Raw genomic sequence first — 13888 nt, 5'->3', positions numbered from 1 at the left:
CGGGGCGTTTCGCGTTCGAGGCCGCGCCGGACTCAGCGCTTCATCGAACCGAAGAACTCGTCGTTGGACTTGGTGTTCTTCATCTTGTCCAGCAGGAATTCCATCGCCGCGATCTCGTCCATCGGATGCAGCAGCTTGCGCAGGATCCAGATCTTCTGCAGCAGCTCCGGCTCGATCAGCAGGTCTTCGCGGCGGGTGCCGGAACGGTTGATGTCGATCGCCGGGTACACGCGCTTTTCGGCGATACGGCGGTTCAGGTGCACTTCGCTGTTGCCGGTGCCCTTGAACTCCTCGTAGATCACCTCGTCCATCTTGCTGCCGGTCTCCACCAGCGCGGTGGCGATGATGGTCAGCGAGCCGCCTTCCTCGACGTTGCGCGCCGCGCCGAAGAAGCGCTTCGGGCGGTGCAGCGCGTTGGCGTCGACGCCGCCGCTGAGCACCTTGCCGGAGGACGGCACCACGTTGTTGTAGGCGCGGGCCAGGCGGGTGATCGAGTCGAGCAGGATCACCACGTCCTTCTTGTGTTCCACCAGGCGCTTGGCGCGCTCGATCACCATCTCGGCGACCTGCACGTGGCGCGCGGCCGGCTCGTCGAACGTGGAGGAGATGACCTCGCCGCGCACGGTGCGCTGCATTTCGGTCACTTCTTCCGGCCGCTCGTCGATCAGCAGCACGATCATGTGCACGTCGGGGTGGTTGGTGGTGATCGCGGTGGCCACCTGCTGCATCAGCATGGTCTTGCCGGCCTTGGGCGGGGACACGATCAGCGCGCGCTGGCCCTTGCCCTGCGGCGCCATCAGGTCGAGGATGCGGCCGGAGATGTCTTCCGACGAGCCGTTGCCGCGCTCCAGGGTGAAGCGCTTGCGCGGGAACAGCGCGGTCAGGTTCTCGAACAGCACCTTGTTCTTGCTCGCTTCCAGCGGCTCGCCGTTGATCGTGTCGACGATCGACAGCGCGAAGTAGCGTTCGCCGTCCTTCGGGAAGCGGATGCGGCCGGACAGGTGGTCGCCGGTGCGCAGGTTGAAGCGGCGGATCTGGCTGGGCGAGATGTAGGTGTCGTCCGGGCCGGCCAGGTAGCTGGCCTCGGCCGCGCGCAGGAAGCCGAAGCCGTCGGGCAGGATCTCCAGCACGCCGTCGGCGGCGACGCCTTCGCCGTGGCGGGTCAGCACCTTCAGCAGCGCGAAGATCACGTCCTGCTTGCGTGCGCGGGCCACGCCGTCCTGGATGTTGAGCTGCTCGGCGATGTCCAGCAGCTTCTGCGCCGGCATCCGCTTCAGGTCGCTCAGCGAGTAGATCGGGAAGCCTTCGGGCACGTTGGCGTGCGGGCGCGGCACGAACACTTCGTTGGCGCCGGTGTCGTTGGGCAGGCCGTTGTCCGGGTAGCGCTCGCGGCCACCGCCATTGCCACCGCCACCGCCACCACCACCACCGCCGCGATCGCGGCGATTGCGGAAGCGGTCGCGGCGATTGCCCTGCTGATTGTTCTGGTTGTTCTGCGGATTGTTCTGGTTCTGCGGATTCTGGTTGTTGAAGCGCGCATTGCCGCCTTCGCGCGATTCGCCGCCGTCGTTCTGGTTGCCGTTGCCGCCGCCCTGGCCCTGGGCATCGCCGCCGGAGGCGGGAGCGGACTGGGGCTGCTGGGACGAGGACGAGGCCTGCGCGTGTTCCTGTGGCGCGGCGTGTTCCTGGCGTTCCTGCGGAGCGGGACGGGGCGCCTCGGCTTGGTGGGCGGGCGCCGGGTTCAGCGGCAGGTTCGGCTGCGCGGGCGCGCCGTGGTCGGCACCGCCTTCGGCGCCGGACGCGGCTTTGCTGACGCGCGGCTTGCGCGCGCGCTTCTCGGCGGGGGCGTCGACGCTCCCGGGTTCGGTAGTGGTGTTATCGGACAAGTGGTGATTCCTCGCTATGAGTGCGAGCGCCCAGCGTGGGGGCAAACGGGTTGGGAAGGGGTCTAGAAGAGAATCTTCCAGAGGGGGTGCGGTGCGCGAATGCCACCGGATGGGCTGACACTATCACCGCCGCGTGGCGACGGCAAGCGCCGCCGCCGCAGGCGATTCAGCCGCCAGCGCCATGCCTGGCGCCGGTCGGCGCCCGCCACGGCGACGGCCGCCGGCGGGCGAAGGCGGTAGGCGCCGCCTCAGGCGGCGGCACCGCCCAGGGTCTTGTCGATCATCTGGGTCAGCTGGCCCTTGCCGACCGCGCCGATCTGGGTGGCCTGGACCTGGCCGTCCTTGAACAGCAGCAGCATCGGGATCGAGCGCACGTGGTACTTGATCGCGGTGGCGCGGTTCTCGTCGACGTTGACCTTGGCGACCTTCAGCTTGCCGTCGTAGGTGTCGGCCAGATCGTCCAGCACCGGGGCGATCATCTTGCACGGGACGCACCATTCCGCCCAGAAGTCCACCAGTACCGGCTCGCCGGACTGCAGCACGGCGGTATCGAAATCGGCGTCGCCGACGTGTACAACCTTATCGTTCACTTGGAGATCTCCTGGGGCAATGCGACCAGCCGGACCGGGTGGCCGCCGCATTGCGGTAAACTGGGGCATTGCGCGGCGAAATCAAGGGATTCCCCCTGTCGCGCGACCCGGCATAGAAGTTGTCAGTGTGCGACGCTGCCGGGGACGATGCAAGCCGCGACCTACGCTTCGGGCGAGGTGGCCTCACGAAGATGGAATGATGAGCGACAAACCGCTGACCGATGTGACTTTTTCCGCGTTCGACCTGCAACCGGCGCTGCTGTCCGGGCTGGAGAGCGCCGGCTTCACCCGCTGCACCCCGATCCAGGCGCTGACCCTGCCGGTGGCCCTGCCGGGCCGCGACGTGGCCGGCCAGGCCCAGACCGGTACCGGCAAGACCCTGGCGTTCCTGGTGACGGTGATGAACCGCCTGCTCAGCCGCCCGGCGCTGGCCGACCGCAAGGCCGAGGACCCGCGCGCGCTGATCCTGGCGCCGACCCGCGAACTGGCGATCCAGATCCACAAGGACGCGGTCAAGTTCGGCGCCGACCTGGGCCTGCGCTTCGCGCTGGTCTACGGCGGCGTGGACTACGACAAGCAGCGCGAGCTGCTGCAGCAGGGCGTGGACGTGATCATCGCCACCCCGGGCCGGCTGATCGACTACGTCAAGCAGCACAAGGTCGTCTCGCTGCACGCCTGCGAGATCTGCGTGCTCGACGAAGCCGACCGCATGTTCGACCTGGGCTTCATCAAGGACATCCGCTTCCTGCTGCGGCGCATGCCCGAACGCGGTACCCGCCAGACCCTGCTGTTTTCGGCCACGCTCAGCCACCGCGTGCTGGAGCTGGCCTACGAGCACATGAACGAGCCGGAAAAGCTCGTGGTCGAAACCGAGAGCATCACCGCCGCGCGCGTGCGCCAGCGCATCTACTTCCCCTCCGACGAGGAGAAGCTGACCCTGCTGCTGGGCCTGCTGTCGCGCAGCGAGGGCGCGCGCACGATGGTGTTCGTCAACACCAAGGCCTTCGTCGAGCGCGTGGCGCGCTCGCTCGAGCGCCACGGCTACCGCGTGGGCGTGCTGTCCGGCGACGTGCCGCAGAAGAAGCGCGAGACCCTGCTCAACCGCTTCCAGAAGGGCCAGCTGGAGATCCTGGTGGCCACCGACGTGGCCGCGCGCGGCCTGCACATCGACGGGGTCAAGTACGTCTACAACTACGACCTGCCGTTCGACGCCGAGGACTATGTGCACCGCATCGGCCGCACCGCGCGGCTGGGCGAGGAAGGCGACGCGATCAGCTTCGCCTGCGAGCGCTACGCGATGAGCCTGCCGGACATCGAGGCCTACATCGAGCAGAAGATCCCGGTCGAGCCGGTCACCGCCGAACTGCTGACCGCGCTGCCGCGCGCGCCGCGCGCCGTGGTCGAAGGCCAGGCCGAGGCGGACGTGGATGCCGACGCCGACGAGAGCATCGGCGACATCTTCCGCGAGGCGCGCGCGCAGCGCGAGGCCGACGAGCAGCGTCGCGGCGGCGGCCGCGGCAAGCCCGGCGGCCCGGCAGGCGCGCGCAGCGGCGCCGGCCCGCGCGGCGAACGCCGCAGCGACGAACCGCGGCGCGCGCGCAAGCCGCGTCCGGAAGGCGACCCGGCCGCGGTCGCGGCGGTGCCCGCCGATGCGGTCGCGGCCAGCTCCGCACCGGAGCCGAAGGCGCAGGCGCCGAAGCCGGCGCGCGTGGCCGCCGAGGCTTCGCCGGCGGCCGAAGGCGAGCGTCCGCCGCGCAAGCGCCGGCGCCGTCGCGCCGGTCGCCCGCTGGAAGGCGCCGAGGGCGCGAACGCGAACGGCACGGCCGGCCCGAGCGGCGCCAATGGCGCCGCCGGCGCCGCTGCGCAGGCCAAGCCGGTGCAGGTGCCGGCCACGCCGATCAAGGCGCGCCAGGCCGAGCGGTCGGCGTCGCAGGGCGGCAACGATTCGTTCCTGACCCGCCTGGGCCGCAAGCTGCGTTCGCTGGTCTCCAGCTCCTGAACCGCTCGTCCACCGCCCGCGGGCCGCGCACGGTGGACGAAAACCCGGGGCGCTCCGGCATAATCGCCGGATGAGCGTCCTGCGGTTCGACAATGTCAGCAAACAGTACGCCGGCGGCCACGAGGCGCTGGTGGACGTCAGCTTCCAGGTGGAGGAGGGCGAGATGCTGTTCGTCACCGGCCACTCCGGGGCGGGCAAGAGCACCTTGCTCAAGCTGATCCATCTCAGCGAGCGGCCCAGCCGCGGCGCGGTGCTGTTCGCCGACCGCAACCTGCTGAAGGTGCGCGGGCGCCGCGTGCCGCTGCACCGGCGCGAGGTCGGCGCGGTGCACCAGGAGCACCGCCTGCTGATGGACCGCAGCATCGCCGAGAACGTGGCGCTGCCGCTGATCCTGCGCGGCACCCGCCGCGCCGAGATCGGCAAGCGGGTGCGCTCGGTGCTCGAACGCATGGGCCTGGGCCATCGCGAGAAGGCGCTGCCGTCGCAGCTGTCGGCCGGCGAGCAGCAGCGCGTGGGCATCGCCCGGGCGATGGTCGGCGAGCCGCGGCTGCTGGTGGCCGACGAACCCACCGGCAACCTCGATCCGACCCTGGCCGCGGAGATCATGCAACTGTTCGCGGAGATGCCCGCGCGCGGCACCAGCGTGCTGGTGGTCAGCCACGATCTGGCGCTGCTCAAGCAGATGCGCAAGCGCGTGCTGGTGCTGGACCACGGCCGCCTGGTCGACGACATCTCGCCGCAGGACCTGGCCGAATGAGCGCACGCAACGCCGCCGGCGCGACCGCGCCCTCGCGCCTGGCCGTGTGGTGGGACCATCACCTGCACAGCATCGTCTACAGCCTCGGCCGGGCGATGCGCAAGCCGTGGGCGACGCTGCTGACGATGGCGGTGATGGCGCTGGCCCTGGCGCTTCCGCTGGGCCTGTCGATCGCGCTGGACAACCTCAAGCATTTCGCCGGCAACGTGCAGCAGTCGCGCGACATCAACGTGTTCCTGAAGACCGATATCGACGCCGCCGGCGCCGCCGCGCTGGCGCAGAGCCTGCGCGGCCGCGCCGACGTGGCCGCGGTGGCGCTGCGTACGCCCGAGCAGGGCATGGCCGAACTGCGCGACAGCGCCTGGCTGGGCGAGGCGCTGGGCGCGCTCGAGGACAACCCGCTGCCGACGCTGCTGATCGTCACCCCGGCCGCGGCCGACGACGCGCCGCTGGCGGCGTCGCTGAGCGCGCTGCCGCAGGCCGACCTGGTGCAGCACGACGCGCTGTGGCGCAAGCGCCTGGACGGCTGGCTGCGCTTCGGCGAGCGCCTGGTGCAGGTGCTGTCGGCGCTGCTCGGCGCCGGCGCGGTGCTGGTGGTCGGCAACACCGTGCGCCTGGACATCCAGTCGCGGCGCGAGGAGATCGGCGTGCTGCAGCTGCTCGGCGCCAGCGACGGCTTCATCCGCCGCCCGTTCCTGTACCTGGGCGCGTGGTACGGGTTCGGCGCCGGCGCGCTGGCGCTGGGCCTGATCGCGGTGTCCGGGCTGGCGCTGGGGCCGCCGCTGGCGGCGCTGGCCGACAGCTACGGCAGCCGTTTCGCGCTGCACGGGCTGGATGCCCTGCACGCCTCGTTCGTGCTGCTCGGCACCTTGCTGCTCGGCTGGCTGGGGGCATGGCTGGTGACCGGCCACTTCCTGCGCCAGACCCGCCCGACCGACACCTGAGGCGCGCATGTCCCGGCACGAGCTCAAGCATCTGATCAGCGACGCCCCGCGGGTGATGGTCGTGGACGGGTCCAAGCTGGTGCGCAAGCTGATCGCCGACGTGCTGCGGCGCGAACTGCCGGACGTGGAGGTGGTCGGCTGTTCCAGCATCGCCGAGGCGCGCGCGGCGCTGGAGGCCGGGCCGGTGCACCTGGTCACCACCTCGCTGGCGCTGCCCGACGGCGACGGGCTGACCCTGGCGCGCAGCGTGCGCGAGGCGGCCGGGCAGGCCTACGTGCCGGTGATCGTGGTGTCCGGCGACGCGCAGCAGCACCTGGTCGAGCGCCGCTTCACCGAATACGTCACCGACTATTTCGACAAGGCGCTGGGCCACGAGGCGCTGGCGACCTTCATCCGCGGCTACGTGCAGCCGCAGCCGGTGGCCGGCGCGACCATCCTCTACGTCGAGGACAGCCGCGTGGTGGCTGAGGCGACCAAGCGCATGCTCGAGCGCCAGGAACTGCAGGTGGTGCACGTGCTGACCGCCGAGGACGCGTTCGCGCTGCTCACCGCCGAATCGCTCGGGCGCACCACCCGCCGCATCGACCTGGTGCTGACCGACGTCACCCTGAAGGGCGAGCTCAACGGCCGCGACGTGGTGCAGCGCATCCGCATCGACTTCGCCTACGGCAAGCGGCGCATGCCGGTGCTGGTGATGACCGGCGACAGCAACCCGCACAACCAGTCCGAGCTGCTGCGCGCCGGCGCCAACGACCTGGTGCAAAAGCCGATCGAAGAGCGGCTGCTGGTGACCAAGGTGCTGTTCCAGCTGCGCCTGGCCAAGCTCGCCGACAACGCCGTGACCTTCTGACTGATCCGACCGCCTAACCGTATGAGTAGCGAAGAAGAAGAAACCCGGGTGCAGCTGGAACCTTCGTGGAAGGCGCGGGTGGGCGACTGGCTGCTGCGCCCGGAGATGCGCGAGCTGGCCGGCTTCCTGCGCCAGCGCAAGGCCGCCGGCGCGCGCGTGTTCCCGCCGGGGCGGCAGATCTTCGCCGCGTTCGACGCCACCCCGTTCGAGCAGGTCAAGGTGGTGGTCCTGGGCCAGGACCCCTACCACGGCTACGGTCAGGCCCACGGGCTGTGCTTCTCGGTGCTGCCGGGAGTGCCGGTGCCGCCGTCGCTGCTGAACATCTACAAGGAAATCGAGGACGACCTGGGCATCCGCCGTCCCGACCATGGCTGCCTGCTGCCGTGGGCGCAGCGCGGCGTGCTGCTGCTCAACGCGGTGCTGACGGTCGAGGAAGGCCGCGCCGGCGCGCACCAGGGCAAGGGCTGGGAAGGCTTCACCGACCACGTGGTCGATACCCTGAACCGCGAGCGCGAAGGCTTGGTGTTCCTGCTGTGGGGCAGCTACGCCCAGGCCAAGGGCAAGGTCATCGACACCCGCCGCCACCGCGTGCTGAAGGCGCCGCACCCCTCGCCGCTGTCCGCGCATCGCGGCTTCCTGGGCTGCAAGCATTTCTCCTCGGCCAACGACTACCTGCACCGTCGCGGGGCGGCACCGATCGACTGGAGCCTGCCGCCGCGCGCGGAACTGGACGCGATGCTGGCCGCCGGCTGAACCCCGCCCGCCGGCGCGGCCCGGTGCGCGCCGCATGCACGGAAATTTCGCGGTACCGGTGCTAGCGTTGCGGCTGCAAAGCCTTTCCTGCGCGCCCTTCCCGTCGTTCCACGTCATCGCTGCTGTGCGCTTCATTCCAGCACGAACGTTCTATCAATGGAACGCAGGAACTTTTTACTGTACCCGGCAGTCCAATTACTTGACTGCTAAGATGAGCCCCTATGAACCAGACCATGCCTGCCACCGCGCTGGTGGCCAATAACCTCCCGATCCCCAGTCCGCTCGGTTCGCTGGATGCCTACATCGGCGCCGTGCACCAGATCCCGGTGCTGACGTCCGAAGAGGAACGCGAGCTGGCGGTGCGTTATCGCGACCATGAAGACCTGGACGCGGCGCGCGAACTGGTCCATTCCCACCTGCGCTTCGTGGTCCACGTGGCCCGCGGCTACAACGGCTACGGCCTGCCGCTCGGCGACCTGATCCAGGAAGGCAACATCGGCCTGATGAAGGCGGTCAAGCGCTTCGACCCGGAAATGGGCGTGCGCCTGGTCAGCTTCGCGGTGCACTGGATCCGTGCCGAGATGCACGAGTACATCCTGAAGAACTGGCGCATCGTCAAGGTCGCCACGACCAAGGCGCAGCGCAAGCTGTTCTTCAACCTGCGCAAGTCCAAGACCCGCCTGGGCTGGATGAACGCGGCGGAAGTGACCGCGGTCGCCAAGGACCTGAACGTGTCCGAGCGCGAGGTGCTGGAGATGGAGTCGCGCCTGTCCGGACGCGACATCGGCTTCGACGCGCCGTCCGACGACGACGACGACCACGCGCCGCCGTCGCCGGCCGCCTACCTGATGGCCGCCGAGGAAGACCCCTCGCAGGCCTACGAGCGCGCCGACAGCGAGGACAACCAGCTGCAGTTGCTGCGCGAGGGCCTGGCCGAACTGGATGCGCGTTCGCGCGACATCATCAAGCGCCGCTGGCTGGACGCCGACAGCAAGATCACGCTGCAGGAGCTGGCCGACGAGTACGGCGTGTCGGCCGAGCGCATCCGCCAGATCGAGGCGAACGCGCTGAAGAAGATGAAGGCGCTGTTCGTGGCCTGATCGCTGCCCCTGGCCCGGCTCCTCGCAAGCACGGCGAGCCGACGACAGTACGAAAAGGCCCGGTTTTCCGGGCCTTTTTCGTTGCCGTTGTGCCGGTCGGTCGCCCGAGCCGGCAGCGCCGCGCTCACGCCTCCGGCGGACGCGCCACCGGCAGGTGCCAGCCGTAGCGGATGGCCATGAAGCGCAGGCCGAAGCAGAGCGTGGCGCCGATCGCCAGCCCCCACGGCTGCGGCAGGTGCAGCACGTGCGCCACGGCCACCACGCCGCCGCCGAGCAGCGCCGCCACCGCGTACAGTTCGGCCTGCAGCACCACCGGCGTGCGCGCCACCAGCAGGTCGCGGACGATGCCGCCGCCGATGCCGCTGAGCATGCCCAGCAGCGTGGCGCTGAGCGGGGTCAGGCCGAACGCCAGCGCCTTGCTGGTGCCATACACCGCGAACAGCGCCAGGCCCACCGCGTCGAAGATCTGCACCGGGTTGCGCAGGCGTTCGACGGTGCCGTGGCTGTAGAAGGTCAGCAGCCCGGCCAGGCACGCCGCGCCGAGGTAGCGCGCGTCGCCGAGCGCGGCCGGCGGGGTGGCGCCGATCAACACGTCGCGGGCGATGCCGCCGGAGACCGCGGCCGCGCACGACAGCACCAGCACGCCGAACAGGTCCAGCCGGTGGCGCACGCCGACGGTCGCGCCGCTGATCGCGAAGACGAAGGTGCCGAGCAGGTCGAGCAGCAGCAGGAAGGTAGCCAAGGCGCGGCGGGCGGCGGAAGGGCCGCTAGGATCGCAGCCCGCCCGCGAGGTGTCACGCTTGCGGCGGCGGCGCGCCGGGGTCCTCGTCCTGGCGCGTGTCGTCGCCGAGGATGATCCGCGCCCCGCGCTGGTAGCTCCAGTACGCCCAGGCCCAGTTGAGCAGCACCACCAGGCGGTTGCGGAAGCCGATCAGGAAGAACACGTGCGCGGCCAGCCAGAACCACCAGGCCAGCAGCCCCGACAGCTGCAGGCGGCCGACATGCACGATCGCCGCCATGCGCCCGATCGTGGCCAGGTTACCGTAGTCGGCGTAGCGGAACGGCGCATTGCCGGCCTGGCCGCGCAGCCGCTGCTGCAGGTTGCGCGCGACGTGCCGGCCCATCTGCTTGGCCGCCGGCGCCACCCCGGGCACCGGCTTGCCGTCGGCCTGGGCCAGCGAGGCCAGGTCGCCGGCGACGAAGATCTCCGGATGGCCGGGCACGCTCAGGTCGGCCTCGACCTGGACCCGGCCGCTGCGGTCCAGCGGCACCTCCAGCGTGCGTGCCAGCGGCGAGGCGGCCACGCCGGCCGCCCACACCACCGTGCGCGCGGCGACGAAGGTGCTGCCCAGGCGGTAGCCGCTGCCGTCGATGCCGGCCACCGGCACGCCGGTGAGCACCTCCACGCCGAGCTTTTCCAGCTGCCTTTGCGCCTTGGCCGACAGCGATTCGGGAAACGAGGACAGCACCCGCGGCCCGGCTTCGATCAGCCGCACCTTGGCTTCGGCCGGATCGATGCGGCGGAACTCGTTCTTCAGCGTGTGCCGCGCGATCTCGGCCAGGGTGCCGGCCAGTTCCACCCCGGTCGGGCCGCCGCCGACGATGGCGAAGCTCAGCCATGCCGCGCGCGCGGCCGGGTCGGTCTCCGCCTCGGCGCGCTCGAACGCCAGCAGCAGATGCCGGCGCAGGTGCAGCGCATCGTCCAGGGTCTTCAGCCCCGGCGCGTGCGCGGCCCATTCGTCGTGGCCGAAATAGGCGTGGGTGGCGCCGGTGGCGACCAGCAGGTAGTCGTAGCCGAGCGTTTCGCCGTTGCCCAGGCGCACCTGCCGGGCGTGCTTGTCGAGCTGCGCGACTTCGCCCAGGCGCACTTCCACGTTGCGCTGCCGGCGCAGGATGTGGCGCAGCGGCGCGGCGATGTCGGGCGAGGACAGGCCGGCGGTGGCGACCTGGTACAGCAGCGGCTGGAACAGGTGGTGGTTGCGGCGATCGATCAGGGTGATGCGCAGCGGCGCGTCGGCCAGGGCGCGGGTGGCCCACAGGCCGGCGAAACCACCGCCGACGACGATCAGGTGAGGGACGGGCGTGGCAGCCATGGGCGACTCCGGGGATGCAGGATCTGGGGATGCGCGCCGGCGCCTGACGCGCGCGCGGGATGGCCATCGCAGCGCGCGGCGGCTGTCGCCGGCATCGGCGCGGCGCGGTCGCGGCGGTGCCGCGCGTGCCATGCGCCGGGCGCGGCGGCCGCGCACGTGGGTGCCGCGTGCGGCATCGAACGGGTGCACGCACCGCGTGGCCGCGGCGGCGTGACCGGCGGCCGAAGGACGCTAGCGGCGGCGCGGCGCAGGGGCATTCGCGCTGGCGGTCGCCGCCGGCGCCGACGGCAGCGCGAAGGTGGCGCGCTGCCGTGGCCGGGGGCGGAGCGGGGAAAGGCTCATGCCGGCGATTGTGGCGTAAAACGCCTGCGCGTATGTGTGTGCAGCATGTACGGCGCGCGCCGTCCGGGCTTTGCGGTGCGCAGCGTCCCGGTTGCCGAGCCTTGATGCTGGCGATCGGCGTCACCGTTCAGTGGATTTTTCTGCAATGACATCGAATCGGCAGCCCGGTTGCGATCGCGAACGCAGCTGCGCGCCGTCGCACGGAAAGATCGAATGCAGCCGATGCTGCGAGGCCAAGCGAAGCGCATGCCGCCGCAGCACGTTTCGCGGGCGTGCGATCGCTGCGTGCGAACCGGCCGATTCCTCGGCCGCACAGACGCGAACGGCGCCGTGTCGCGACCGCAGCGCCGCGCGTGCGGATCAGTACAGATCCTGCGGATCCACGTCCAGCGACCAGCGTACCCGGCGCGCCTGCGGCAGCGCGTGGATCGCCGGCACCGCGGCGTCGAGCGCCGCGTGCAGCGCGCGCCGCGCCGGCGCCGACAGCAGCAGCTGCGCGCGCTGGAAACCGGCCCGGCGCGGCATCGGTGCCGGCATCGGCCCGAAACGCTGCACCTCGGTGTGCTCGGGCAGCAGCGCGCGCACCGCGCTCAGGAAGGCGTTGGCCTGTTCGACTTGGCGGGCTTCGGCGCGCAGCAGCGCCAGGTGCGCGTATGGCGGGAAGCCGGCCGCTTCGCGCTGCGCCAGTTCGGCGTCGGCGAAGGCGTGGTAGCCGCCGTGCACCAGCGTCTCCAGCAGCGGATGGCCGGGGTGGTGGGTCTGCAGCCAGACCTCGCCCGGCTTGGCGGCGCGGCCGGCGCGCCCGGCGACCTGGATCAGCTGCTGGGCCAGTTTCTCGCTGGCGCGGAAATCGGCCGAGAACAGGCCCTCGTCGATGCCGACCACCACCACCAGGGTCAGCTGCGGCAGGTCGTGGCCCTTGGCCAGGATCTGCGTGCCGACCAGGATCCCCGGCGCGCTGCCGAGCGTGGCCAGCTGCGTCTCCAGCGCGTCGCGCCGCTGCGTGGTGCCGCGGTCGATGCGCAGCACCGGCACGTCGGGAAAGGCCTGCAGCAGACGCTCTTCCAGCCGCTCGGTGCCGATGCCCTGCGGCTGCAGCGCCAGGCTGGCGCAGTCGGGGCAGGCCAGCGGCGCCGGCTGGCGCGCGCCGCAGTGATGGCATTGCAGGCGCCGGCCGCCGGCGTGCACGGTCATCGGCGTGGCGTGCAGCGGCGTGCTGCAGCGCTGGCACGGCGCGGTCCAGCCGCAGTCGTGGCACAACAGCACCGGCGCGTAGCCGCGGCGGTTCTTGAACACCAGCACCTGGCCGCCGGCGGCCAGCGCCTGGCCGATGCCGGCCAGCACGTCCGGCGACAGGCCGTCCTGCAGCGGGCGCTTGCGCACGTCGAGCACGCGCACCGCCGGCGGCCGCGCGTCGCCGGCGCGGCGGGTCAGGCGCAGGTGCGCGTAGCGGCCGCTGCCGGCGTTGTGCAGGCTCTCCAGCGACGGGGTGGCGCTGCCCAGCAGCACCGGCACGTCCAGCGCCTTGCCGCGGACCAGGGCGAAGTCGCGCGCGTGGTAGCGGATGCCGTCCTGCTGCTTGTAGCTGCCGTCGTGTTCCTCGTCGATCACGATCAGTCCCGGCTGCGGCAGCGGCACGAACACCGCCGAGCGGGTGCCGACCACCACCCGCGCCTCGCCGCGCCAGGCCGCGGCCCACACCCGCGCGCGCTCGTTGTCGTTGAGCCCGGAGTGCAGCGCGTGCACCGGCACGCCCAGGCGCGCGCGGAACCGCGCCAGGGTCTGCGGGGTCAGGCCGATCTCCGGCACCAGCACCAGCGCCTGGCGCCCGCGCGCCAGGCAGGCGGCGATGGCCTGCAGGTAGACCTCGGTCTTGCCGCTGCCGGTGACCCCGTCGAGCAGGAACGGGGCGAATCCCGGTGCGGCGACGATCGCGTCGATCGCCGCCTGCTGTTCGGCGTTGGGGACCGGACCGGGCTGCGGCTGCGGCGCGGCGGCGCTGGCCGGCACCGCGATGCGCTCGGCGTAGGCGCGCTTGGCCAGGCTGCGCGCGGCGCTGCGCCAGTCGTCCATCGCCTGGTCCAGCCGGTCTTCGTCCAGCGGCCCGGCCGCCAGCAACTCGGCGAAGCGGTGCGGACGGGTCCCGGGCCGGGCGCGGTGGCCGGCGCCGGCCTCGGTCAGGCGCCAGGCCCAGGCATGGGTGTCGGGCAGCGCCTCGCCGCGGCGCAACGCCACCGGCAGCGCCGTCGCCAGCACCTCGCCCAGCGGTGCGTGGCTGTAGCGCGCCAGCCAGTGCAGCGAGTCGGCCAGTTCGCCGTGCAGCAGCGGGGCGGTGTCGAGCCAGGCCAGCGCCTCGCGCAGCGGCGCCGGGTCCTCCACGCTGCCGAGCGCGGCGACCACCCCGGTCAGCTCGCGACTGCCGAACGGCACCCGCACCCGGCGTCCGACGTCGCCGGCCGCGACGGCGCCGCCGGACGGGGGCAGGTAGTCGAACAGGTGCGGCAACGGCACCGGCAGGGCGATGCGGAGCGTGGCGACGGGGACGGACATCGGCGCCAGTTTACCGGGCGCGTT

11 protein-coding genes are annotated in these 13888 nt (G+C 71.6%); 6 read left to right on the top strand and 5 right to left on the bottom strand.

The window, feature by feature from the left end:
- Positions 1-32 precede the first annotated feature (32 nt).
- Complete coding sequence (rho, locus tag JR065_RS13125) at positions 33-1886, bottom strand: transcription termination factor Rho (protein ID WP_206234694.1); 1854 nt, start codon at positions 1884-1886, stop codon at positions 33-35.
- A gap of 248 nt (positions 1887-2134) precedes the next feature.
- Entirely contained in the window at positions 2135-2476 is a 342-nt protein-coding gene (gene trxA / locus JR065_RS13120; RefSeq protein WP_206234693.1) for a thioredoxin TrxA, read from the bottom strand.
- 199 nt (positions 2477-2675) lie between these two features.
- On the opposite strand from trxA, the gene rhlB reads away from it, so the two are divergent.
- The 6 genes from rhlB (at position 2676) to rpoH (ending at position 8879) form a co-directional block, all read left to right on the top strand.
- Positions 2676-4475 carry an ATP-dependent RNA helicase RhlB gene (rhlB, locus tag JR065_RS13115; RefSeq protein ID WP_206234692.1) on the top strand — a complete coding sequence of 600 codons (1800 nt, stop codon included), beginning with the start codon at positions 2676-2678 and terminating at the stop codon, positions 4473-4475.
- 70 nt (positions 4476-4545) lie between these two features.
- Complete coding sequence (gene ftsE / locus JR065_RS13110; protein ID WP_206234691.1) at positions 4546-5232, top strand: cell division ATP-binding protein FtsE; 687 nt, start codon at positions 4546-4548, stop codon at positions 5230-5232.
- Positions 5229-6176 carry a permease-like cell division protein FtsX gene (gene ftsX / locus JR065_RS13105; protein ID WP_206234690.1) on the top strand — a complete coding sequence of 316 codons (948 nt, stop codon included), beginning with the start codon at positions 5229-5231 and terminating at the stop codon, positions 6174-6176. Before ftsE ends, ftsX begins: the two co-directional genes overlap by 4 nt.
- 7 nt (positions 6177-6183) lie before the next feature.
- Positions 6184-7026: a response regulator gene (locus JR065_RS13100; RefSeq protein WP_206234689.1), complete on the top strand. Its 843-nt coding sequence runs from the start codon at positions 6184-6186 to the stop codon at positions 7024-7026.
- A gap of 21 nt (positions 7027-7047) precedes the next feature.
- Positions 7048-7779, top strand: coding sequence for a uracil-DNA glycosylase (gene ung / locus JR065_RS13095; RefSeq protein WP_206234688.1), 732 nt, complete (start codon positions 7048-7050; stop codon positions 7777-7779).
- 221 nt (positions 7780-8000) lie between these two features.
- Positions 8001-8879 carry an RNA polymerase sigma factor RpoH gene (gene rpoH / locus JR065_RS13090; protein ID WP_206234687.1) on the top strand — a complete coding sequence of 293 codons (879 nt, stop codon included), beginning with the start codon at positions 8001-8003 and terminating at the stop codon, positions 8877-8879.
- Positions 8880-9003: 124 nt separating this feature from the next.
- Here rpoH and JR065_RS13085 read toward each other — a convergent pair whose 3' ends face one another.
- From JR065_RS13085 to JR065_RS13075, 3 genes are all read right to left on the bottom strand, one after another.
- The gene (locus JR065_RS13085) at positions 9004-9621 is read right to left on the bottom strand and encodes a trimeric intracellular cation channel family protein (protein WP_206234686.1); all 618 of its coding nucleotides are present in this window, start codon (positions 9619-9621) and stop codon (positions 9004-9006) included.
- A 52-nt stretch (positions 9622-9673) separates the two neighbouring features.
- Positions 9674-10972, bottom strand: coding sequence for an NAD(P)/FAD-dependent oxidoreductase (locus JR065_RS13080; protein WP_206234685.1), 1299 nt, complete (start codon positions 10970-10972; stop codon positions 9674-9676).
- A 702-nt stretch (positions 10973-11674) separates the two neighbouring features.
- A complete protein-coding gene (locus JR065_RS13075) occupies positions 11675-13864 on the bottom strand; it encodes a primosomal protein N' (RefSeq protein ID WP_206234684.1) in 2190 nt (729 codons plus the stop codon).
- Positions 13865-13888 lie beyond the last annotated feature (24 nt).

The sequence above is a fragment of the Xanthomonas sp. genome (genome assembly GCF_017163755.1).
Classification (GTDB): domain Bacteria; phylum Pseudomonadota; class Gammaproteobacteria; order Xanthomonadales; family Xanthomonadaceae; genus Xanthomonas_A.
Note: the sequence above shows the minus strand (reverse complement) of the source record. Positions and strands in the feature narration are given on the sequence as shown.

Coding starts and splice junctions, on each gene's coding strand:
- rhlB (WP_206234692.1), top strand. CDS start 2,676: ATGAGCGACAAACCGCTGACCGATGTGACTTTTTCCGCGTTCGACCTG.
- ftsE (WP_206234691.1), top strand. CDS start 4,546: ATGAGCGTCCTGCGGTTCGACAATGTCAGCAAACAGTACGCCGGCGGC.
- ftsX (WP_206234690.1), top strand. CDS start 5,229: ATGAGCGCACGCAACGCCGCCGGCGCGACCGCGCCCTCGCGCCTGGCC.
- JR065_RS13100 (WP_206234689.1), top strand. CDS start 6,184: ATGTCCCGGCACGAGCTCAAGCATCTGATCAGCGACGCCCCGCGGGTG.
- ung (WP_206234688.1), top strand. CDS start 7,048: ATGAGTAGCGAAGAAGAAGAAACCCGGGTGCAGCTGGAACCTTCGTGG.
- rpoH (WP_206234687.1), top strand. CDS start 8,001: ATGAACCAGACCATGCCTGCCACCGCGCTGGTGGCCAATAACCTCCCG.
- JR065_RS13080 (WP_206234685.1), bottom strand. CDS start 10,972: ATGGCTGCCACGCCCGTCCCTCACCTGATCGTCGTCGGCGGTGGTTTC.
- JR065_RS13075 (WP_206234684.1), bottom strand. CDS start 13,864: ATGTCCGTCCCCGTCGCCACGCTCCGCATCGCCCTGCCGGTGCCGTTG.